Below are 20,080 nucleotides of genomic sequence, written 5' to 3' on the forward strand. Positions count from 1 at the left end.
GATGCGGCAAGCTAACGGCCGTTTCACGTTCTCCGGATCGCCGCGTGCGCACCAGTTTCCGCCTGCTCCCATTATCGATGTGCATCGCGCTGGCCCTGCCGGCCCAAGCCCGCGACTCCGAGAACTGGGGGATGTGTCCGATCGAGGACGCCGTTCCCGCGTTCATCGATGCCCCGGAGCCCACCGGCACCCCGGAAAACCGCATCGACCTGCCGACCGACATCAGCGGCGACGCGCTCAGTGCCAGCGAAAGCGACCGCACTGTGTTCCAGGGCAATGTCGCGCTCCGGCGCGGCGACCAGTTCCTGGGCACCGACAAGATGACCTACAACCAGGACGGCACGTACGTCGCCGAAGGCAGCGTGCGCTACCAGGATTCCGGGATGCGCATCGTCGCCGAGCGTGCGCGTGGCGACCAGGACGCCGACACCCACACCATCGAAGACCTTCGTTACCAGCTGATCGAGCAGCGTGGCAACGGCGGCGCCGAGCGGATCGACATGGATGGCGATGTGGGCAAGCTGGTCGGCTCCACCTATTCCACCTGCCCCCCGTCACAACGGGCGTGGGAGCTTCGCGCCCGCGAGATCGACTTCGACACCGAAGAGGGTATCGGCGTGGCCCGCAACGCCGTCGTACGCATCGGCAAGGTCCCGGTGCTGTACGTGCCGTGGCTGATGTTCCCGATCGACGACCGTCGCCGCACAGGCCTGCTGTATCCGGCGGTAAAGATCTCCGGGCGCAACGGATTCGACTGGCGCCAGCCGATCTACCTGAACCTCGCGCCGAACTACGACGCCACCCTCACCCCGCGGATAATGACCGAGCGCGGCGTCCAGCTGGGCGGCGAGTTCCGCTGGCTGTATGCAGGTGGTCGGGGCGAACTGTCGGGCGAATGGATGCCGAAGGACAAACTGCCCGAGAACGAGCCGGATCGCTATCTCAATGATCTCAACGGACGTCCCATTGCCGGCGCGACGTTGCCGGACAAGGACCGCGGGCAGTTCAAGTTCAATGGTGTACACGGACTTGGTCACGGCTGGCGCGCGCAGGCCAACCTGGGCTGGATCAGCGACAGTCATTATCTGGAGGACTTCAGCAACAGCCTCTATGGCCTGTCCAACTGGCAAATTCGCAGCGAAGCAGGCTTCTACGGTCGTGGCCGATATTGGGATGCCGGCCTGATGGCCGACCACAACCAGCTGGCCGACTACACCCTCACCGAACGCAATCTGCGCTACGACCGGATGCCGCGCGCCTACCTCAACTGGAGCCAGCCGTTCGGTCGCTGGTTTGAAGCTGGCGTAACGACCGAAGCGGTGCGCTTCCGTCATGAAGTCCGCAACGAAGGCAGCCGGCTCGACCTCAAGCCCTACATCAGCATGCCGCTGGAAGGCGCCAGCTGGTTTGTCACGCCGAAACTGGCCTGGCGTTACACCGCCTACCAACTGGATGACGCCCTCGCTGCGGCGAATGGCGGGGACAGCGCGCCGACCCGCAGCCTGCCGATCAGTTCGGTGGATGCGGGCCTGTTCTTCGACCGCAAGATGAGTTTCGGTGGCGATTCCTATCTGCAGACGCTGGAACCGCGGGTGTTCTACCTCAACGTGCCATACCGCGACCAGGGCGGGCTGCCGCGTTTCGACACCAACCCCATGACCTTCAGCTGGGGCCAGCTGTTCCGCGACAACCGCTACACCGGGCCGGACCGGCAGATCGACGCCAACCAGCTGACCACCGCCGTCACCACCCGCTTCATCAACGAGGCGGACGGCCGCGAGCGCCTGTCGGCCAGTCTCGGCCAGATCCAGTACTTCGATGACAGCCGCGTCGTGGTCCCCGGCGAGACCGCCGTCGAGCGCGGCAAATCGGCGTGGGTGGCCGACGTCGGCGTGTCGCCGAGCCAACGCTGGAGCATCAACGCCGCCTACCAATGGGACCCGAAATACCGCCGCCAGGACCTGGCCAGCATCCGCACCCGCTACCTGATCGGCGACAGCGGCGTGGTCAACCTGGGCTATCGCTACCGCCGCGACCTGACCGAGCAGGCCGACTTCTCGTTCCTGTACCCGCTCAACCCGAGCTGGAGCGTCGTGGGTCGCTATTACTACTCGATCGACGACCGCAAGCTGCTGGAGTCGATCGCCGGCGTGCAGTGGGAAAGCTGCTGCATGGCGGTGCGCCTGATCGCCCGACGCTACATCCGCGAACGCAATGGCGAGCTCGACGACTCGCTGCGGCTCGAGTTCGAACTCAAGGGCCTGGGCTCGGCCGGACAGAAGACCGAGAGCATTTTGAGCCGTGCTATCCTCGGCTACGATCGTGACGATCTCTATCTTGTGCCGCCGTCCTCTCTGGATGGCGACGATTACACCAACTCCCTCGATCCGACTCCATGAAGAAACTACTCGCGTCTCTCCTTGTCGGCGCGTTTCTGATCGCGCCCGCCTACGCACAACAGCTTGCGCCGATCGACGGCATCGCGGTGGTGGTCGACGAGGATGTCATCCTGCAAAGCGAGCTCGACCGCGCGGTGGCCAACATCCGCAGTCAATATGCGGGCCGCACCGAGCAGCTGCCGCCGCCGGGAGTGCTTGAGCGCCAGGTTGCCGAACGGCTGGTGCTGCTCAAGCTGCAGGTCGCCCGCGCCAAAAGCACCGGCGTGCGCGTGAGCGATCAGGAGGTCGACCAGACCATCGGCGCGATCGCGGCCCAGAACCAGATGAATGTCGACCAGTTGACCGCCCAGCTGGCACGCGACGGCACCTCCATGCCGCAGTTCCGCGATTCCATCCGTGACGAGCTGCTGGTCCAGCGCCTGCGCCAGCGCCTGGCACAGACCCAGATCTCGGTCAGCGACGCCGAAGTGGACGCCGCGCTGGCAGCGCAGCAAGGTGCCGGCAGCCAGTACCACCTCGCCCACATCCTGGTGGCGTTGCCCGAGGGCGCCACGCCGGAACAGATCGCCACCGCGCAGTCCAAGATCGAGGGCGTCCGCGACCTGATCCAGCGCGGCGAGATGGATTTCGCCGCCGCCGCGGTGCGGTATTCCGACAGCCCCAACGCGCTGGAAGGCGGCGATCTGGGCTGGCGCTCGGCGGACGAGATCCCGTCCGCGTTTGCTGACATGGTCAAGGGCATGCGCCCGGGACAGGTCACCGAGCCGATCCGCGGCCCCAGCGGATTCCAGCTGCTGCAGGTGGTGGAAAGCCGCGACGCCGCGCAGGCCGGCCCCAGCCTGGTGACGCAGTACCAGGCCAGCCACATCCTGATCCGCGCCGACGACCCGGCCAACGTCGCCAAGGCGAAAGCCAAAGCCGACACCCTCCATGCGCGCCTGGTCGGCGGTGCCGATTTCGCGGCGCTGGCGCGTGAGAATTCCGAAGACCCCAGCTCCAAGAGCCGTGGCGGCGACCTGGGCTGGTTCACCCAGGACCAGTTCGGCCCCGATTTCGGCAGCCAGGTCGCGGCCCTGAGCGACGGCGGCATCTCCGCGCCGTTCCGCACCCAGGCCGGCTGGCACATCGTCAAGCGCACCGGCAGCCGCCAGGCGGACGTCGGCGACGAGTCGCAACGCGCCCAGATCCGCGAGACGATCGGCCGGCGCAAGCTGGAGGACGAGTGGAACCGCTTCCTGCGCGAAATGCGCGGCGAGGCCTTCGTCGACTTCCGCACCGGTGCCGCGGACGCCGAGCAGGCTGACTCCACCACCAACGGCAACTGAGTGATGCCGCTTCGGCTCGCGCTGGTTCCGGGTGAGCCGGCCGGCGTCGGCCCCGAGTTGTGTGTGCGGCTGGCCCAGTTGCCGCGTGATTACCAGCTCGTTGCATTCGGCGACCGCGCCACACTGCAGGCCGCCGCTGCCGTCCTCGGGCTCCCGCTGCGGCTGCTGGAGCCCGACCAGGCCGGCGACCAGGCCGGCGAACTGGTGCTGATCGACACGCCGAATGCCGTCCACGCCCCCTTCGGCCAGCCCGATGCGCGAAATGCGCCCGCGGTGATCGAGGCGATGCAGCGCGCCGCCGACGGATGCCTGCGGGGCGAATTCCACGGCCTGATCACCGGCCCGGTGCACAAGGCCGTGATCAACGAAGGCGGCATTCCGTACAGCGGCACCACCGAGCTGCTGGCCAGGCAGGCCGGTTGCGACGTGGTCATGATGCTGGCCAATCCGACCATGCGTGTCGCGCTGGCCACGACCCACCTGCCCTTGCGCGCGGTCGCCGATGCGATCACCGCCGGATCGCTCACACGCACATTGCAGATCCTGCATCAGGCTATGCAATCCGACTTCGGGATCGCCCGGCCTTCGATCGCCGTGCTCGGCCTCAACCCACACGCCGGGGAAGCCGGACACCTGGGACACGAGGAGATCGAGGTCATCGAGCCGGTCCTGGCCACACTGCGCGCGCAGGGCATGGACCTGGTCGGACCGCTGCCGGCCGATACCGCCTTCCTGCCCGCGAAACTGCGGACGTTCGACGCGGTGCTGGCGATGTACCACGACCAGGGCCTGCCGGTGCTCAAGTTCAGCGGCTTCGAACACGCGGTGAACCTGACCCTCGGCCTGCCCTACCCGCGCGTGGCGGTCGACCACGGCACCGCACTGGACCTGGCCGGCAAGGGTGTCGCCGATCCCTCCAGCCTGATCGCCGCCGCCGACACCTGCGCGCGGATCGCTCGCGCACGCTCCCGCATAATCGCGCCATGACTCCCGCCAAGCATCCTTCCAGTGGCCACGGCGACGGTTTCTCCGCCAAGGCAAAAAAACACCTCGGCCAGAACTTCCTGCACGAGCGCACGATCATCGACAAGATCGTGCAGGCGGTGAACCCGAAGCCCGGCGATCGCCTGGTGGAAATCGGCCCCGGCCAGGGCGCGATCACCTTCCCGCTGCTCGACCGCCACGGCGCGTTGACCGTCATCGAGTTCGACCGCGACCTGATCGCCCCGTTGACCGAAGCCGCGCGCGCGCATGGCCACCTGACGGTGATCCACCGTGACGTGCTGCAGGTCGATTTCAGCGCGCTGGCCGCCGGCGCGGACGACGGCCATCCGGCGATGCCCGGCAGCAGGATCCGGCTGGTCGGCAACCTTCCCTACAACCTGTCCTCGCCGATCCTGTTCCACGCGCTCGAGCACGCGCCGGCCATCGAGGACATGGTGTTCATGCTGCAGAAGGAAGTCGTCGACCGCATGGCGGCCGGGCCCGGCAGCAAGGTCTACGGCCGGCTCAGCGTGATGCTGCAGGCGTACTGCACGGTCACGCCGTTGTTCATCGTGCCGCCGGGGGCGTTCCGGCCGGCACCGAAGGTGGACTCGGCGGTGGTGCGGCTGGTGCCGCTGCCGGCGGATCGCATCGACGTCCGCGATCGCGGGTTGTTCGCCCGCGTGGTCCGCGATGCGTTCGGCCAGCGTCGCAAGACCCTGCGCAACGCCCTGTCGAAAATCTGCGATGCCGCCGCCATCGAAGCCGCCGGCATGTCGCCGCAGGCGCGTGCGGAACAGGTGGCCGTCGCCGACTTCGTCGCCTTGAGCAATTCGCTGGTCGATTAAAGCCGCACACCGCGGCGATGCGCGTTGCGTCCCCGCTTCCGCCAACCAGCCACTACACTGTCGGGCATGGAACGCCACACCGATCACGCTTTCATCATTGACATCGCCACCCGCTATCTCGATGAGCAATCCGAGCCCGCACAGGGCCGTTTCGTCTTTGCCTACACCATCCAGATCCGCAACAGCGGCAAGGTGCCCGCCCGCTTGCTCTCGCGCCGCTGGCTGATCACCGACGCGAACGACAAGGTGCAGGAAGTGGAAGGCGACGGCGTGGTCGGCGAGCAGCCGCGGCTGCGTCCGGGCGAAGGTTTCGAATACACCTCCGGCGCGGTGCTGGAGACCGACCTGGGCACCATGGAAGGCAGCTACACGATGGTGGCCGACGATGGCACCCGCTTCGAGGTGCCGATTCCCGCCTTCACCCTGACCGTGCCGCGCACGCTGCACTGATGGCGGGCTGGACATGAGTGTTTGGGCCATCGGCGACCTGCAGGGCTGCTACGACGTCACCCAGCGGTTGCTGGAAAAGATCGCGTTCGACCCGGCCCGCGACCGGCTGTGGTTCTGCGGCGACCTGGTCAACCGCGGCGGGCAGTCGCTGGAGACCTTGCGCCTGGTGCATTCGCTGCGCGCGAACTCGACCGTGGTGCTCGGCAACCACGACCTGTCACTGCTCGCCGTCGGCGATCGCCGCGAGGAGGAGCAGCGCAAGGTCAATCCCGATCTGCAGCGCGTGGTGTTCGCCCAGGACAGCGACACCCTGCTGACCTGGCTGCGGATGCAGGAGCTGGTGCACGTCGACCGCGAACTGGGCTGGATGATGGTGCATGCGGGCCTCGCCCCGAAGTGGACGACCCAGCTGGCCGAGAAGCACGCACGCGAGATCGAGGCCGTGCTCCGCGGGGACCAGTACCAGCGATTGCTGAAGAACATGTACGGCGATGGCCCCGTGTGGAACCCGCGACTGGTCGGGATCGATCGCCAGCGCGCGATCATCAACCTGCTGACCCGGCTGCGCTATTGCTCGCCGCGTGGACGCATCTCGTACGAGGAAAAGGGCGTGCCGGGGACTCAGCCGCCCGGGCTGTATCCCTGGTACGCAGTCCCCGGCCGGGTCGAGCGCGACCTGAAAATCGTGTGCGGCCACTGGTCCGCGCTGGATCTGTTCATCGGCCACGGCGTGCATGCGATCGACACCGGTGCGGTATGGGGTGGAAAGCTCACCGCGCTGCAACTCGACACCGATGAACTGCGGGTGGTGCAGGTGCCCGGCCGCACGGTACCGGCGAACCCGCCGAAGCCACGCCACCGCCGTCGCCGTTGAGACGTACCGGGTCGATGTGGTCGCCCGACTGGACTTCTTTCGGTCGTAGGCGTGGTGGAGGCATGCCTCCACCGGTCAGTCGCGACCCGGCCATCCTCGCCCGCGACCGAGTGACCTCGAACGGGGACGTGGCGACATCGACATCCCACGCTCCACACCGAAGGGAATCCCTCCAGCGCACGGTCTCTGCGCGTTCGCGACTCACGTCGCTCCTACAGGGGCTACAAAAGTGGCATGCGCCGGTAGTCGATGAACTCGAACGCATGCGCATGCCGTGCATCAGCCGCATGCGGATCGCGCGCCAGCACCTGCCACGCGGCCGGATCGAATGCCGGGAAGAACGCATCGGCGCCCTCGACCACGGTATCCACATGGGTCAGGTGCATGGCGGTGGCGCGCGGCAGGCACAGGGCGTAGACCTCGCCGCCGCCGATCACGCACAGCTCCGCCGCCGCTGCCTGCCCATCGCTGCCGTGGGACACCATTTCCAGGGCCTGATCCAGTGACGCGACCGGCTCCATCTGCCCGAAGGGCACCTGGCCGCTGCGGGTCAGCACCAGATTGCGCCGCCCCGGCAGCGCGCGTCCCAGCGATTGCGCGGTCTTTCGACCCATCAGGATCGGCTTGCCCAGGGTCAACGCCTTGAAACGCCTGAGGTCGTCGGGCAGCCGCCATGGCAGGTCGTTGTGGCGACCGATCGCGCGATGGCGATCCAGCGCCGCGATCAGCACCAACTCCACGCTCACACCGCCACCGGCGCCTTGATGGCCGGCAGCGGATCGTAGCCCTCGATCGCGATGTCATCGAAGCTGAACCCGAAAATGTCCGACACCGCCGGGTTGAGCTTCAACGTCGGCAACGCACGCGGCTGACGCGACAGCTGCTCGCGCGCCTGATCAACGTGGTTCGAATACAGGTGCGCATCGCCCAACGTGTGCACGAAGTCGCCGACACCCAGGCCGCACACCTGCGCCACCATGTGGGTCAGCAGCGCGTAGCTGGCGATGTTGAACGGCACCCCGAGGAAGATATCGCCGCTGCGCTGGTACAGCTGGCAGCTGAGCTTGCCGTCGGCCACGTAGAACTGGAACATCGTGTGGCAGGGCATCAAGGCCATCTTCGGCAGGTCGGTGACGTTCCATGCCGATACGATCAACCGGCGCGAATCCGGGTTGCGCTTGATCTCGCCCACCACCCATTCGATCTGGTCGATCTCGCTTCCGTCTGCGCCCGCCCAGTGCCGCCACTGCTTGCCGTACACCGGTCCCAGCTCGCCGTCCGGATCGGCCCACTCGTCCCAGATTGCAACCTTGTTGTCGCGCAGGTAGGCGATGTTGGTCTCGCCCTTCAGGAACCACAGCAGCTCGTGCACGATCGAGCGCAGGTGCAGCTTCTTGGTGGTGACCAGCGGGAACCCCTGGCCCAGGTCGAAGCGCATCTGCCAGCCGAACACGCTGCGGGTACCGGTGCCGGTGCGGTCGGATTTTTCGGTGCCCTGCTCAAGGACGTGACGCAACAGATCGAGGTACTGGCGCATGTCAGGATCCCGCGACCGGCGCGGGCTGGATAGTTGGGGAACGGCGGGAGCACCACAGCCAGAACAGGCCGAGCGCTATCAACGGCAGGCTCAGCACCTGCCCCATGGTCAGCCAGCCGAACGCGAGGTAGCCCAGCTGCACGTCCGGCACCCGCACGAACTCCACCAGGAATCGAAAGCTGCCATACAGCAGCATGAACAACCCCGACACCGCGTAGCGCGGGCGCGGTTTGCGCGAGAACCACCACAGGACGCCGAACGTCACCAATCCCTCCAGCAGCGCCTGATACAGCTGCGAGGGATGGCGGGCGAAGCGGTCCAGGGCGCCACTGGCGAACTGCGCCTGCAGCTGCTCCTGGCTCCAGCCGGCAAACTCCGGCGCACGCGGGAACAGCACGCCCCAGCCGCCTCCGGTGAATTTGCCCCACAACTCGCCGCCGATGTAGTTGCCCACCCGGCCCAGCCCCAGTCCGGCCGGCACCAGCGGCACGATGAAATCGGCGACATCGAAGAAATGCAGGCGTTGCCGGCGCGACCACCACAGGGCCGCAACCACCACCCCCAACAGGCCGCCGTGGAAGCTCATGCCGCCTTCCCAGATCCGGAACAGCATCAGCGGATCATCGAGCAGGTCCTTGAACCCGTAGAACAGGACGTACCCGATCCGGCCGCCCAGCACCACACCGAGCATGCCGTAGAACAGCAGGTCGCCAAACGCCTGCTCGGTCACCCCCGGCAATCGGCCGGCGCGGATGCGGCGTACACCCAGCCACCAGGCGATGCCGAATCCGAGCAGGTACATGATTCCGTACCAGTGGATTTGCAGCGGCCCCAGACTGAGGGCGATCGGATCGATCTGGTGCAGGATGATCATGAATCGAGGCATTCCGGTCGATGGCGATCCGGCTATTGTGCCCGCTCAGACCGCGGACGGTGGCGGGCGTCGTGTCATCCCCGGTGTCCGGCCGCGCGCGATGCGCGGCAGATACCGGGGCCGGGCACCGCCTTATTCGGCAAGCACGTGCTTCGACGCGCGGCTCTTTGCCCACAGATTGAGACCCTCGACCAGCGCCGAGAAACCCATCGAACCGTAGATGTATCCCTTCGGGATATGCAGACCGAAGCCATCCAGCACCAGGTACGCGCCGATCAGGACGATGAACGCCAAAGCGAGCATCTTCACGGTCGGATTGCGGTCGATGAAACGGCCCAGCGGGGTCGCGGCGGCCAGCATCACCACCACCGCCAGCAGGATCGCCGTCACCATGATCCAGGTGTGGTTGGCCATGCCGACCGCGGCGATCACCGAATCCAGCGAGAACACGAGATCGATCACGGCGATCTGCCCGAGTACCATGCCGAACGATGCCACCGGCCTGGCATGCACATCGCTGGACTCGTGCTCGCCGACGATGCCGTCGCGGATCTCCATCGTCCCCTTCACCAGCAGGAACGCGCCACCCAGGATCAACACCAGGTCGCGCACCGATATCCCCTGGCCGAACAGCTGGAACAGGTCGCTGGTCAACCCGGCCAGCCAGGCCAGGGTCAACAACAGACAGATGCGGGTCAGACAGGCGACCGCAATGCCGAGTTTGCGCGCCTTCTCCCGCACCGCGATAGGCAAGCGGCTGACCGCGATCGAAATGAACACCAGGTTATCGATGCCGAGCACGATCTCGATCGCGCTCAAGGTGACCAGGGTGATCCAGACTTCCGGATCCATCAGCATTTCAATCACGGGGAATTTCCAGATTGGTTGGAGAAAATGGCATGAAAAGAAGTATCGACCAGAGGCCGTCGCGACCCGATCAAGCGCTCGCAGCGACCTGTCGCATCACGTGAAGAACAGACGGGGCCCCAGGATCAGGCCCCAGGCCAGCAGCGCGTTCATCATCAGCACGAACACCGCCGCCGAGCCCATGTCCTTGGCGCGTCCGGCCAGATCGTGCAGCTCATTGCCGAAACGCTCGATGACCGCTTCGATCGCCGAATTGAGCAGCTCGGCGGCCAGCACCAGAATCAGCACGCCAACCAGCAGCACCTGTTCCACCGGTGTCTGGCCCAACCAGATGCCCATCGGCGCCAGAACCACGAACAGGCAGACTTCAAGCCGGAACGAGGATTCGTGCAGCCACGCGGCAGCCAGCCCCTGGATCGACCATTTCGCCGCCTTCAGCACCCGTCCCGGCCCACGCGGCAGGTGACCGAACTTATCGGCCATGTCGACAAACCGGCGCGCGAGACGGACAAGGACAACCAGACTGGTGGGGCATCAGGATTCGGGGCATCAACATGGAGCCGGAGGTCTCAGGGTCATACCGCCAGGCCGGGTGGATACTGCCAGCGGCCGCGACAAACGGGGGATTTTGACACAACGCCCGTCATCACGCCCCGTTTGCGCCGGCAGCAAACCGACCGGCGAGGCGCCGGCATCATCGGGCAGAACCGGGTCCGCTCAGTCTTCGAAGATCGCCACGCCGCGGCTGCCGTCGGGGTGGATCCAGCCGCGATACATGGTGCCGCTGTTGAACGGCATCGCGATATTGCCGTCGACGTCCAGCGCGATCGCGCCCCCGTCGCCGCCGGCCGCGGTCACGATCCTGTTGACCACTTCCTCGGCCGCATCGCCCAGCGAATCGCCGCGATAGGCCACGCGTGCGCAGATGTCATGGGCGACCGCGTTGCGGATGTAGAACTCGCCCCAGCCCGTGCCCGACACGCCGCATTGCCGGTCGGCCCAGGTGCCGGCGCCGATGATCGGAGCGTCCCCGACCCGGCCCCATTTCTTGTTGGTCATGCCGCCGGTACTGGTCGCCGCGGCGATATGGCCGTGCCGGTCGAGGGCGACGGCACCGACCGTGCCGAAATATTTGCCGGGTTCATCGGCCGCATCGGTCCCGGCGCTGCGCGCCGCCTGCTCCTTGCGCTTGGCGGCATCGAGCTGCTGGCGGCGTTTGTCGGTGTCGAACCAGTCGTTGGGCACCCGCTCGATTTCCGGCCGCGTATCGGCGAACGCCTCAGCGCCCTGCGCGGCCAGCATGACGTGCGGGGAATGTTCCATCACCGCGCGCGCCAACGTGATCGGGCTGCGGACGGTGGTCACCCCGGCCACCGCACCCGCGCGGCGGGTGTGGCCTTCCATGATCGACGCGTCCAGCTCGTGTCCGCCATCGGCATTGAACACCGCGCCCTTGCCGGCGTTGAAGCGCGGCGACTCCTCCAGCACCCGCACCGCCGCCTGCACCGCATCCAGCGCACTGCCGCCGGCCGCGAGTACCTGGTGACCGGCATCCAGCGCCCGGTTCAGATCCGCGCGTGCGTCCTGCTCGTCCTGCACACTCAGCGACTCGCGTGCGACATAACCCGCACCGCCGTGGATCACCAGCGCGGTCTTCGGCATCGGATCGGCCTCCTGGGCGTGGACGTGGACGGGCGCAGCAAAAGTGAACATCAGGACAGGCAGCAAGGCAGAAAAGCGCATGGAAGGCTCCGCGGTTGGCGACCATTGAGGATAGCGCCGCTGCCGACGTCGCGCCCCGCAGGCTTGGCATCAGCCGCGGTCGAATCGACGACTTGCGACGGACGCCCTTCCTGCACTCGGCTCGCAGCAGCGCCAGGCCAGGCGGATAAAAGGGACGGCGCGTACCTACTGCTGCCGCAACGCCTCGATTGGATCCAGCAACGAGGCCTTGCGCGCCGGGTAATAGCCGAAAAACAGGCCGGTCGCGATCGAGAACCCGGCCGCCAGCCCGATCACCTGGGCGTTCAACGCCACCGGCAGTGCACCGAACTTGCCCACCAGCAAGGCTCCGGCGATCCCGATCGCGATGCCCAGCGCGCCGCCGATCAGCGAGATCAGCATCGCCTCGGCCAGGAACTGCGCCCGGATGTCCGACGGCCCCGCGCCGACCGCCATCCGCAGTCCGATTTCGCGGATCCGCTCGGTCACCGACACCAGCATGATGTTCATGATCCCGATGCCGCCGACGATCAGCGAAATGGTCGCCACCGCCGCCAGCAGCAACGACATCAACCGCGTCGTCTGGCTGCGCGCGGCCACGATCTCGGCGATGTTGCGGACCCGGAAATCGTCGTCCGCCCCCGGCTGCAGCTTGTGGCGCTGGCGCAGCAGCGACTCGATCTGCTCCTGCGCCCAGGCCAGGTCGTCGGCCCGGCCGACACCGACCGCGATCTGCTGCACCGCGCCGGGTGGCAGGCCCATCGCGCCCATCAAACGCCTCCGCCCGGTTTCCAGCGGCACCAGGATCACATCGTCCTGATCCTGACCGAAACCGCCCTGGCCCTTCGCCGCCAGCACGCCGACGACGGTGAACGGCACCCGCCCGATCCGCACGTTCTGGCCGAGCGGATCCTCGTCGCCGAACAGCGAGCGCCGCACGGTTTCGCCCAGGATCACCGGCTTGCTGCCACCGCCGTAATCGCGCACGTCGAACTCCGCCCCCGACGCCATGCTCCAGCCTTCCAGCGCGAAGTAATCCGGCTGCACGCCGTACCAGCTGGTCGCCCAGTTGTTCTCGGCAAACACCACCTGGGCGTTGCCACGCAGGGTGGCGGCGACGTACTGGACTTCCGGCACCTCCTCCCGGATCGCCTCCGCATCGCCTTCATTCAGGGTGTAGAAGCTGCTCGCGCTCATGCGCACCCCGCCGGCACCGCGGCCGGCATTGGAACTGATGTCCAGGCGGTTGGAGCCCAGCCCGGAGACCAGCTTGTCGATCTGCTCCTTCGTGCCCTGGCCGACCGACACCATCACGATCACCGCCGCGATGCCGATGATCACGCCCAGCGAGGTCAAGGCGCTGCGCAGCCAGTTGCCGCGCAGGGCGAAGATCGCGGTGCGGACCACTTCCCGGAAATTCATGGCGCGGCCTCCTGCTCACGAAGCTCGCCGTCGTGCATGACGAACGTGCGGTCGGCGTGCGCCGCCACTTCCGGATCGTGGGTGATCAGCACGACGGTGTGGTCGTCATCGCGCAACTGCTTGAACAAACCGAGGATCTCCTCACCGGTTTTGCTGTCCAGCGCGCCGGTGGGCTCGTCGGCCAGCAGGATCGGCGGGCGGTTGATCAGTGCCCGGGCAATCGCAACGCGCTGTTGCTGGCCGCCCGACAACTCGCTGGGCCGGTGGCTTTCGCGACTGCCTAGACCGACCGCCGCCAGCGCATCGTGCGCCCGCTGGGCACGCTCATGCGCCGGCACGTTGGCGTACCCCATCGGCATGGCGACGTTCTCCAGCGCACTCATCCGCGGCAGCAGGTTGAAGCCCTGGAACACGAAGCCGATCTTGTCGCGACGCAGGATCGCGCGCTCCTCGGCATCCAGGCTGGCGATATCCACGCCATCGCACAGGTAGCGTCCCTGGCTGGGACTGTCCAGGCATCCGATCAGGTTCATCAGCGTCGACTTGCCCGATCCCGACGGCCCCATGATCGCCACGAACTCCCCGCGCTGGATCCGCAGGTTGACTCCGCGCAAGGCCACCACCTCGGCCTCGGTGCCGGGCGAATAGACCTTGCCCAGGTCGTGGGTCTGGATCACCGCCACCTCGGCGTTCATTCGGCCGGTCGCCCGCTGCCGATGACCACCTGGTCGCCGGCGACCACCTCTCCGGACACCTCCGTCCAGCTGCCATCGCTGACGCCGACCCGCACCGACACCGGCGTCGGCTTGCCATCGACCAGCTTGTACAGCGGCGCACGGCGGGCGGCCAGCAGCGACGTCAACTCACTGTTCCAACGCGCCCGCTGGCTCTCCGACAAGGTGTCCCGGAAGCCCGCAAACTGCTGATTGAAGCGCTCCTGCATGCGCTGCCGCATCGCACCGCTGTTGCCGGCAGATCGATTGGCATTGCCGCCACGGGGCGGGCCACCGAACATCGACGGCCCGGCAGGGGCGGCCACCGGGGCGGCGGTGCGCGCTGCGGCACGCTCACGCATGGCCTGCAGCGCCGTATCGAAAGCCGCCTGCTGGGCGGCATCCAGCTGCAGCCCGGCGGCAATGCGGGGAAGCTCGTCGACCGGGCTTCCGCCGCGCTGGGCCGGCGCCGAGGCGGCGGCCGGATCGGCTTCCGCCGGCTTGTAGCGCAGCGCCGCGTTGGGCACGCGCAACACGTCGTCGCGACGGCTGACCTCGATCTCCGCGTTGGCGGTCATGCCCGGCAACAAGACCTGGTCGACGTTGTCCACCGCCACCACCACCGGGTAGGTGATCACGTTGTTGGTGTTGGTCGCCGACAGGCGGACCTGCTGCACGACGCCGCGGAACTGGCGATCGGGAAACGCGTCCACGCCGAACGAGACCGGTTGCCCGGTCTTGACCTGGCCGATGTCGGCCTCGTCGATCGCCAGCACGATCTCCATCTTCGACAGGTCCTCGGCGATCTGGAACAGCACCGGCGCCTGCAGGCTCGCCGCCACGGTCTGGCCCGGCTCGACAGTACGGGTCAGCACCACGCCGTTGACCGGCGAGCGGATCACGGTGCGCTCCAGGTTGAGCTGCGAGGTCCGGGTGGACGCCGTCTGCTGGGTGATCTGCGCCTGTGCCGAATCGACCTGCGCGCGCGCCTGGTCACGTGCGGCGCGGGCGACATCGACATCGCTGGCGGACACCAGCCGGGTGGCTCCCAGCGCGGCCTTGCGCCGGTAGTCCGCCTCGGCATTGCGCAGGCTCGCCTGCGCGGTGGCCAGCCCGGCCCTGGCGGCATGGATCGCCGCATTGCCCTGGGCGATCTGGGCGTTGAACGTGCTCGGATCGATGCGCGCGATCACCTGGCCCTTGGTGACGGTGTCGTTGAAGTCGGCCAGCACCTCGGTCACCAGCCCGGAAATCTGGCTGCCGACATCCACCGTGGAGATCGCACCGAGCGAGCCGGTGGCGGAAATGCTGACCCGGATGTCGCCCCTCTCGACCGTGGCGGTGCGGTAGCTGCCCGCCGACGACGCGGCGCTGCGCTGCTGCCAGAGATAGCCGCCGATGGCGACCAGCGCGACAACGACCACACCTGCCACTACGGGACGTTGCCATCTGGGGGCACGGCGAAAGGAGGAGACGGACTTGGCGGCTGCATTCATCGGAAGGGGCGATCGGTTCGGAGACTGGCATTGTCAACGCTCGGGGTCGCCTTTGGTTGACGCCCGGAACCGGCCGCCAGGCCACCGGAATGGTCTACACGGCTCGCCGGTCACGGCAGTCACCCCAGTCACTTGCAAACGGCGTCGCGCGATCAGCCGAGGAACCGGATTGTCGCCGTGGTGCCCTCGCCGGGCAGGCTCTGCAGGCTGACCGGCCAGCCCATCCGGTCGCCCAGCCGACGCGTGATCGAAAGCCCCATGCCCCGGCCTTCCTCGCGCGTGATGTCGGCTCGGTAGAACGGGTCGAACGCCTTGGCCAGCGCGTTCGCATTCATGCCGATGCCGCTGTCGCGCACCTCGATCGCGTCCGGCGACAAGCGCACCTCGATGCTGCCGTGGTCGGTGAAATGGACCGCGTTGCTGAGCAGGTTTCCCACCATCACCGCCAGCACGTGCGGCGGGCCGAACAGGCGTGGTGCGCCGTTGTCGATCAGTTCGATCGCGACCGGTTTGTCGGCCAGCATCGGCCGGATCCTCGCGATCTGGTCCTGGATGATGTCGCGGACCTCGAACTCGCTGCTTTGCGGGGCGATGTCCATTTCACGCGCGAGGATCAGGAAGGCGTCGATCACCTCCTCCATGTCGCGCCCGGCACGTTGCACCCGCGCCAGCGAACGCAACATCGCGGACGAGGTGGCCGGATCGGCGAGCATCATGTCGGTCGCCACCCGGATCACCGTCAGCGGCGTCCGCAATTCGTGGCTGGCATCACGGGTGAAGTCGCGCTCGCGCTGGACAAAGTCCGCCACCCGGTCCGCCAGCCCCACCAATGCCCGCGCCAGTCGATGCACCTCGCTGCCGGCTTCCGCGGGCAGGTTGTGCGGCTTGATCACGCTGGCATCGGGATCACGCGGGTCCCATTGCGTGACCACGTTGGCCAGCCAGCTGACCGGTGCCACCAGCCGCTTGGACGTGCGGTAGGTCCACCAGGACACCAGATAGGTCGCCAGCAGCGACAGCAGCAATGACACCAGTCCGGTCAGGCCGATCGCCCGGTCGATGTGCCCCGATTCGAAGACCAGGTAGAACGTCGCCTGCGGGCGGCGATCCACCAGCACATCCGCGCGCATGGTCGTGCCCGGCAGTGCGACACGGTGCCGGCCCGGCGCCAGCTCACGCAGGTAGCGCGGCGCGGTGCGGTCTCCTGCCGCGGCGGGATACAGATAGCCGGTCATCGTCGAGGTCCGCGGCAGCGGATAGGCCGGACTGGCGGCGCGGCCGGTCCAGAACGCATCGGCCTCACGCTGCAGGCGTTCATCAAGCACGCTGTGGCGCACCGCCAGACCGGTCAGCATCACCCCGGCGGTGATGGCGACACTGGCCAACAGCGCCTGCAGGATGAAAGCGAGCTTGATCCGCCGCGGCAGGCCTTCGGTCATGGGAAGAAAATCCGCGCCGTCATGTCATTCGTGCGGCTGCGAGATATCCGCCACCCGGTAACCGGCCGACTGCACCGTATGCAGCAGCTGCTTGTCGAACGGCTTGTCGATGGTCTTGCGCAGGTTGTAGAGATGGCTGCGCAAGGTGTCCGAATCCGGCAGGCCATTGCCCCAGATCTCGCGCTCGATTTCCTGCCGGCTGACCACGCGCGGGGACTCGCGCATCAGGATCGTCAGCAGGCGCAGGCCGATCGGCGACAACTGCAACTCGGTGCCGGCACGCGTCACCCGCAGGCTGGCGGGGTCGAGCACCAGGTCGGCCACCTTCAGCACCTCGCCACCCACCTGGCGGCGGTCGCGACGGATCAGTGCGCGCAGGCGGGCTTCCAGTTCCTGGATGGCGAACGGCTTGGTCAGGTAATCGTCCGCGCCGACGGACAGGCCGGCGAGCTTCTCATCGAGCGTGTCGCGCGAGGTCAACATCAACACCGGCGTCGACTTGCGGGCCTCCTCGCGCAAACGCTTGCAGACCTCGATGCCGTCCAGGCGCGGCAGCATGAGGTCCAGCACGATCACGTCGTAACTGTTCTCGGCGGCGAGCCGGTAGCCGTCCAGGCCGTCGGCGGCAAAGTCCACCTCGAAGCCTTTGCCTTCCAGATACTCGCCGACCATTTCGGAAATATTGCGGTTGTCCTCGATGATGAGGACCAGACCTCCGTCGCGGGTGCCCTGCATGATTATTCCCTCCCTTCAGTTTTGTGAAGGCTGACGGCCGGCGGGTCGACGCGACGTGAAGATCGGCTGCACCGGGTGCTCCGACATCGATGGAAAATCAGGGCCGCGCCGGACCACTACCGTTCCTGCGCCTTGACCCGGTTCCAACAGGCTTCCTGGGCCTCCAGCGACAGCGTTTCCAGCGGCTGCCCCTCGTGCTTTGCCAGTGCTTCCATCGCGCGGAAGCGCCGCTCGAACTTGCGGTTGGCCCGGCGCATCGCGCTGCCGACATCGACCTTCGCGTGACGCGCCAGGTTGGCGGCGACAAACAGCAGATCGCCGATCTCATCCTCCAGCCGATCCTGTGCGGCCGCCGTATCGGGCCCGCGCTCGAGGGCGGCGAACTCGGCCTCCACCTCGCCGATCTCCTCGTGCAGCTTGGCGATCACCGGAGCATGACCGGGCCAGTCGAAGCCGACCCGCGCCGCGCGGCTCTGCAGCTTCACCGCGCGCTGCCACTCGGGCAGGCCGCGGGCGATGCCGGCCAGCGCCGAGGTATCGCGCTCGCCCGCGGCCTCGCGCTCGTCACGCTTGAACGCTTCCCAGGACGCCGCCTGTGCGGTGAGCTCCATGGTCGGCGCGTCTCCGAACACGTGCGGATGCCGTCGTTCCATCTTGTCGCTGATGGCCGCCACCACATCGGCGAACCCGAATGCTCCCTGCTCCTGCGCCAGCCGGGCATGGAACACCACCTGGAACAGCAGGTCGCCCAACTCCTCCCTGATGGCGTCCAGGTCCTCGCGACCGATCGCGTCCGCGACCTCGTAGGCCTCCTCGATCGTGTACGGCGCAATCGTCGCGAACGTCTGCTGCAGGTCCCACGGGCAACCGTGTTGTGGATCACGCAGGCGCGCCATGATCTCCAGCAGACGCTGGATGTCGCCGTCATCGGCTCCGTCGTCCGGAAATCCAGCCGACCCGCTCACAGACCCGCCCAGGTTTTCCAGGGCAACGACAGGTCGCCCAGGGCGATGAATTCGCCGTTGAGCAGGGTGTCGCGGCGGTTGTAGCGGAGCGGCCTCCCCTGCAGGTCGAGCACGCCGCCGCCCGCTCCTTCCAGTACCGCCTGGGCGGCGGCGGTATCCCATTCGCTGGTCGGCCCGAAGCGGGGATAGACGTCGATCCCGCCGTCGGCGAGGGCGCAGAACTTCAGCGAGGAACCCAACCCGACCGGCTCCACCTCACCCATCCGCTCGATGAACCCGATGGTGCGCTGGTCGCGGTGCGAACGGCTGGCGGCCACCCGCAATGGCGGGTGTGCGGGCGCCCGCGCATGCACGGCGCGCTCCTCACCTCCACCGACTCGCCGGAAGGCGCCCAACTCCGCGCCGCCATGCCACAGCGTGTCGGTGACTGGCGCCTGCACCACGCCGTAGGTCGCGACCCCGTCTTCGACCAGCGCGATGTTGACGGTGAATTCGCCATTGCGCTTGACAAACTCGCGGGTGCCATCGAGCGGATCGACCAGCCACATCCGCCGCCACTGCCGGCGTTCGGCAGCGGCGATCCCGACCGACTCCTCCGACAGCACCGGGATATCCGGCGTCAACCGCTTCAGCCCGTCGACGATGCAGTGGTGGGCGGCCAGGTCCGCCGCGGTGACCGGCGAGCGATCGTCCTTGTGATCGACCGCGAACTCACCGTCGTAGACCTTCAGTATCTCGGCGGCGGCGGCGCGCGCGATCGCGATCACGCCTTCGCGCAGTGCTTCGTCGATTTTCATGGCATGGGGATCCTTGACGCATTGGTGCTGGTGCCTCCGTCATCGGCAACGGCCGGCACGCCGTCAGCCGTGCATCCGCAACCACTCACGCACGATGAACAACGCGGCGATGCTGCGGCCCTCGGAAAAGTCCTCGCGCAGGATCAGCTCGTGCAACGCGTCGATCTTCCAGGGCACCAGTTCGAGGGGCTCGGGCTCGTCGCCGGGCAGGCGCTCGGGGTACAGGTCGCGCGCCAGCACCAGGTGGGTGGCGTGGCTCATGTAGGTCGGCGCGAGGGTCAACTGGCGCAGCTCGACAAGGGAGTGCGCGCCATAACCGGCCTCCTCCTTCAGCTCCCGGTTCGCGGCCTGCAACGGCGCTTCCCCGGCATCGATGCGCCCCTTGACCAGGCCCAGCTCGTAGCGGTGGACGCCGGCCGCGTACTCGCGCACCAGCAGCACGGTATCCGCATCCAGCATCGGCACCACCACGACGGCGCCATGGCCGCGGCCGTGCATGCGCTGGAAGCGCCGTCGCTCGCCGTTGCTGAACTCCAGGTCGAGATCCTCGACCCGGTACGGGCCGGAATCGTCCTCCACGATGCGGTGGATGATCGGCAGCCTGCGGCTCATGGCCGCGCTCCCGGCCGGCAC

18 protein-coding genes and 2 pseudogenes are annotated in these 20,080 nt (G+C 67.3%); 6 read left to right on the forward strand and 14 right to left on the reverse strand.

The features are described 5' to 3' along the window. Positions 1-44: 44 nt before the first annotated feature. From lptD to N792_RS12735, 6 genes and pseudogenes are all read left to right on the forward strand, one after another. A complete protein-coding gene (gene lptD, locus N792_RS12710; RefSeq protein ID WP_425478889.1) occupies positions 45-2,399 on the forward strand; it encodes an LPS assembly protein LptD in 2,355 nt (784 codons plus the stop codon). After that, positions 2,396-3,724 carry a peptidylprolyl isomerase gene (locus tag N792_RS12715; protein ID WP_036195872.1) on the forward strand — a complete coding sequence of 443 codons (1,329 nt, stop codon included), beginning with the start codon at positions 2,396-2,398 and terminating at the stop codon, positions 3,722-3,724. The genes lptD and N792_RS12715 overlap by 4 nt, the downstream gene beginning before the upstream one ends. Continuing rightward, positions 3,725-4,711: a 4-hydroxythreonine-4-phosphate dehydrogenase PdxA gene (pdxA, locus tag N792_RS12720; RefSeq protein WP_191150494.1), complete on the forward strand. Its 987-nt coding sequence runs from the start codon at positions 3,725-3,727 to the stop codon at positions 4,709-4,711. Further along, positions 4,708-5,556: a 16S rRNA (adenine(1518)-N(6)/adenine(1519)-N(6))-dimethyltransferase RsmA gene (gene rsmA, locus N792_RS12725; protein WP_052104123.1), complete on the forward strand. Its 849-nt coding sequence runs from the start codon at positions 4,708-4,710 to the stop codon at positions 5,554-5,556. The genes pdxA and rsmA overlap by 4 nt, the downstream gene beginning before the upstream one ends. Before the next feature lie 66 nt (positions 5,557-5,622). Further along, the gene (gene apaG, locus N792_RS12730) at positions 5,623-6,006 is read left to right on the forward strand and encodes a Co2+/Mg2+ efflux protein ApaG (RefSeq protein ID WP_036195876.1); all 384 of its coding nucleotides are present in this window, start codon (positions 5,623-5,625) and stop codon (positions 6,004-6,006) included. A 13-nt stretch (positions 6,007-6,019) separates the two neighbouring features. Then, positions 6,020-6,874 (forward strand): annotated as a pseudogene (locus tag N792_RS12735) (symmetrical bis(5'-nucleosyl)-tetraphosphatase); the annotation flags it as partial. A gap of 227 nt (positions 6,875-7,101) precedes the next feature. Here the strand turns inward: N792_RS12735 and N792_RS12740 are convergent. The 14 genes and pseudogenes from N792_RS12740 to nudE all read right to left on the reverse strand — a co-directional run bounded on the left by N792_RS12740 (position 7,102) and on the right by nudE (position 20,059). Further along, positions 7,102-7,620, reverse strand: coding sequence for a dihydrofolate reductase (locus N792_RS12740; RefSeq protein ID WP_036195961.1), 519 nt, complete (start codon positions 7,618-7,620; stop codon positions 7,102-7,104). Positions 7,621-7,622: 2 nt separating this feature from the next. Next, positions 7,623-8,417, reverse strand: coding sequence for a thymidylate synthase (locus tag N792_RS12745; RefSeq protein ID WP_036195878.1), 795 nt, complete (start codon positions 8,415-8,417; stop codon positions 7,623-7,625). Between the two features lies 1 nt (position 8,418). Beyond that, the gene (gene lgt / locus N792_RS12750; RefSeq protein WP_036195880.1) at positions 8,419-9,291 is read right to left on the reverse strand and encodes a prolipoprotein diacylglyceryl transferase; all 873 of its coding nucleotides are present in this window, start codon (positions 9,289-9,291) and stop codon (positions 8,419-8,421) included. Between the two features lie 132 nt (positions 9,292-9,423). Beyond that, on the reverse strand, positions 9,424-10,149 hold the full coding sequence (locus N792_RS12755; RefSeq protein WP_036195883.1) for a TerC family protein: 726 nt from the start codon (positions 10,147-10,149) through the stop codon (positions 9,424-9,426). A gap of 105 nt (positions 10,150-10,254) precedes the next feature. Continuing rightward, the gene (locus N792_RS12760; RefSeq protein WP_036195886.1) at positions 10,255-10,641 is read right to left on the reverse strand and encodes a diacylglycerol kinase; all 387 of its coding nucleotides are present in this window, start codon (positions 10,639-10,641) and stop codon (positions 10,255-10,257) included. 234 nt (positions 10,642-10,875) lie between these two features. Continuing rightward, positions 10,876-11,871 carry an isoaspartyl peptidase/L-asparaginase family protein gene (locus N792_RS12765; RefSeq protein WP_425478890.1) on the reverse strand — a complete coding sequence of 332 codons (996 nt, stop codon included), beginning with the start codon at positions 11,869-11,871 and terminating at the stop codon, positions 10,876-10,878. 195 nt (positions 11,872-12,066) lie between these two features. Beyond that, complete coding sequence (locus N792_RS12770; protein ID WP_036195889.1) at positions 12,067-13,302, reverse strand: ABC transporter permease; 1,236 nt, start codon at positions 13,300-13,302, stop codon at positions 12,067-12,069. Then, the gene (locus N792_RS12775) at positions 13,299-13,997 is read right to left on the reverse strand and encodes an ABC transporter ATP-binding protein (RefSeq protein ID WP_036195892.1); all 699 of its coding nucleotides are present in this window, start codon (positions 13,995-13,997) and stop codon (positions 13,299-13,301) included. The genes N792_RS12770 and N792_RS12775 overlap by 4 nt, the downstream gene beginning before the upstream one ends. After that, positions 13,994-15,448 carry an efflux RND transporter periplasmic adaptor subunit gene (locus N792_RS12780; RefSeq protein ID WP_036195894.1) on the reverse strand — a complete coding sequence of 485 codons (1,455 nt, stop codon included), beginning with the start codon at positions 15,446-15,448 and terminating at the stop codon, positions 13,994-13,996. Before N792_RS12780 ends, N792_RS12775 begins: the two co-directional genes overlap by 4 nt. 215 nt (positions 15,449-15,663) lie before the next feature. After that, positions 15,664-16,950: a sensor histidine kinase gene (locus N792_RS12785; RefSeq protein ID WP_036195897.1), complete on the reverse strand. Its 1,287-nt coding sequence runs from the start codon at positions 16,948-16,950 to the stop codon at positions 15,664-15,666. Between the two features lie 24 nt (positions 16,951-16,974). Further along, a complete protein-coding gene (locus N792_RS12790) occupies positions 16,975-17,685 on the reverse strand; it encodes a response regulator transcription factor (protein ID WP_036195899.1) in 711 nt (236 codons plus the stop codon). Positions 17,686-17,804: 119 nt separating this feature from the next. Next, a pseudogene (mazG, locus tag N792_RS12795) lies at positions 17,805-18,650 on the reverse strand (nucleoside triphosphate pyrophosphohydrolase); the annotation flags it as partial. Then, positions 18,647-19,447 (reverse strand): 3'(2'),5'-bisphosphate nucleotidase CysQ, encoded by an 801-nt coding sequence (gene cysQ / locus N792_RS12800; protein WP_036195901.1) that lies wholly within the window; start codon positions 19,445-19,447, stop codon positions 18,647-18,649. The gene cysQ and the pseudogene mazG, both read right to left, overlap by 4 nt. 63 nt (positions 19,448-19,510) lie before the next feature. Then, a complete protein-coding gene (gene nudE, locus N792_RS12805; RefSeq protein ID WP_036195905.1) occupies positions 19,511-20,059 on the reverse strand; it encodes an ADP compounds hydrolase NudE in 549 nt (182 codons plus the stop codon). Positions 20,060-20,080 lie beyond the last annotated feature (21 nt).

This window comes from Lysobacter concretionis Ko07 = DSM 16239, from assembly GCF_000768345.1.
Taxonomy (GTDB): domain Bacteria; phylum Pseudomonadota; class Gammaproteobacteria; order Xanthomonadales; family Xanthomonadaceae; genus Novilysobacter; species Novilysobacter concretionis.

Bases quoted from the DNA above. Each gene is read 5' to 3' on its own strand.
- N792_RS12715 (WP_036195872.1), top strand. From the start codon at position 2,396: ATGAAGAAACTACTCGCGTCTCTCCTTGTCGGCGCGTTTCTGATCGCG.
- rsmA (WP_052104123.1), top strand. From the start codon at position 4,708: ATGACTCCCGCCAAGCATCCTTCCAGTGGCCACGGCGACGGTTTCTCC.
- apaG (WP_036195876.1), top strand. From the start codon at position 5,623: ATGGAACGCCACACCGATCACGCTTTCATCATTGACATCGCCACCCGC.
- N792_RS12745 (WP_036195878.1), bottom strand. From the start codon at position 8,417: ATGCGCCAGTACCTCGATCTGTTGCGTCACGTCCTTGAGCAGGGCACC.
- lgt (WP_036195880.1), bottom strand. From the start codon at position 9,291: ATGATCATCCTGCACCAGATCGATCCGATCGCCCTCAGTCTGGGGCCG.
- N792_RS12755 (WP_036195883.1), bottom strand. From the start codon at position 10,149: ATGCTGATGGATCCGGAAGTCTGGATCACCCTGGTCACCTTGAGCGCG.
- N792_RS12760 (WP_036195886.1), bottom strand. From the start codon at position 10,641: ATGGCCGATAAGTTCGGTCACCTGCCGCGTGGGCCGGGACGGGTGCTG.
- N792_RS12765 (WP_425478890.1), bottom strand. From the start codon at position 11,871: ATGTTCACTTTTGCTGCGCCCGTCCACGTCCACGCCCAGGAGGCCGAT.
- N792_RS12770 (WP_036195889.1), bottom strand. From the start codon at position 13,302: ATGAATTTCCGGGAAGTGGTCCGCACCGCGATCTTCGCCCTGCGCGGC.
- N792_RS12775 (WP_036195892.1), bottom strand. From the start codon at position 13,997: ATGAACGCCGAGGTGGCGGTGATCCAGACCCACGACCTGGGCAAGGTC.
- N792_RS12785 (WP_036195897.1), bottom strand. From the start codon at position 16,950: ATGACCGAAGGCCTGCCGCGGCGGATCAAGCTCGCTTTCATCCTGCAG.
- N792_RS12790 (WP_036195899.1), bottom strand. From the start codon at position 17,685: ATGCAGGGCACCCGCGACGGAGGTCTGGTCCTCATCATCGAGGACAAC.
- cysQ (WP_036195901.1), bottom strand. From the start codon at position 19,447: ATGAAAATCGACGAAGCACTGCGCGAAGGCGTGATCGCGATCGCGCGC.
- nudE (WP_036195905.1), bottom strand. From the start codon at position 20,059: ATGAGCCGCAGGCTGCCGATCATCCACCGCATCGTGGAGGACGATTCC.